A 1,302-nucleotide genomic window follows, 5' to 3' on the forward strand; every position below is an offset into this window, starting at 1 on the left:
GGAACCTTTCAGGCTGCTTTAACGCCCAACCGCAGGAGTTCACGGAGTGACTCGCCCATTTCCATCACCTTTACAGTATGACCCAAGATGGAGAAAATTCGCTGGGCGAAAAAACTGTTGTAGGAGCGTCGTTTCTCGTCTTCCATACTGAATATGAACGGGCCGGTCTTGTGGTTGCCGAGTGCCCTCAGTCTGGCGGTCGTGACCGCCAGAAGCGACATGTTCCAATGGAAATGGATGGCTTCCGTCTGGCGTGACTGGCAGTCGCTCAACCCGGCAAACTGCTTCCCATCGCGGAAGGGGAATTCCATGGCGAAGCGTGCACGATACAACCGGATGATGGTTGCCGCGTCCATGTTGGTATCTGTGCTGAAGAGGAGTTCCAGACGGTAGCCCTTTCCCCCCGTCTTGGGCCAAAGGAGCGCCACCACCCGTACCCAGCGCTTCAAACTCACCGCGTAAGCCACTGTCGTGCAGACCGTGCACTCAGCAGCGTAGGGAATGGCGTCCCAGCGGGAAAAGTCGGTCAGGCTGACTTTTCCGTCGTAGACCTTGGGGCGGCCACGCTTCCCAGTTCGCGGCCCCGTGTAAGGGTGCTTGAGATTGAAATCCTTCCTACCCTTGCCCACGAAGCTCAACTGAGCTTCGTCTACTACGCGCTGAATGAAGTTTTTCTTTGTGTAGTAGGCGTCACCCACAACCGCCTCGATTTGTTCCCTGAGGCTCATGGGGAGCTGAACGCAGGTGTTGACCAGCGTTGTGGCATAGAAGTCCACTCTGGTCTGGCCTTCTGGAAGTTCAGCAGGAGTCTGTGTAATGGACAGGGAGATAGGCTGCTGAGTGACGGAATCCACCCAAGTCACACAACTGCCATCAAGCCCAGGAAGAGAACGCTGTTGGCAGCCTGACCAGAAGGAGGCAAGGTCTGGGGTGGTCTTGCCATATTTGGGAATAAAGACGGCATCAATGGCGACTATTCCTTTCTGGGACAAGATTTTCTGGTCTTGCGCTTGCAAGACCAGGCTGCTACCAAGCTGAACCCAGGGCATAACCTTCTGGAACCATTTGCGGTGGGTGCGTTCAGTTGTGCGGTGATAGCGAGCTAAATTCGTGAAGTTATAGTTCCCTGGGATGACCAGCCAGAGCGTCAGGAGCAGTTGCAGGTACTTCCGCTGTGTGGTTCGCACACCACAAGCGATGAGCGCAGCGACTAGGATGGTCAGCGGGGCCGTTCGTTGAGTCTTCACACACCAACGTAACCGACCCCACTTGCTTTTTGGTCAAAAAGGTTCCGGACTACTG

General features: G+C 55.3%; 1 protein-coding gene. It reads right to left on the reverse strand.

The window, feature by feature from the left end:
• Nucleotides 1-8 precede the first annotated feature (8 nt).
• The gene (locus QZ269_RS13125) at nt 9-1,247 is read right to left on the reverse strand and encodes a transposase (RefSeq protein WP_291427142.1); all 1,239 of its coding nucleotides are present in this window, start codon (nt 1,245-1,247) and stop codon (nt 9-11) included.
• Nucleotides 1,248-1,302: the final 55 nt, after the last annotated feature.

The sequence above is a fragment of the Deinococcus sp. genome, assembly GCF_018260405.1.
In the GTDB taxonomy this organism is placed as follows: domain Bacteria; phylum Deinococcota; class Deinococci; order Deinococcales; family Deinococcaceae; genus Deinococcus.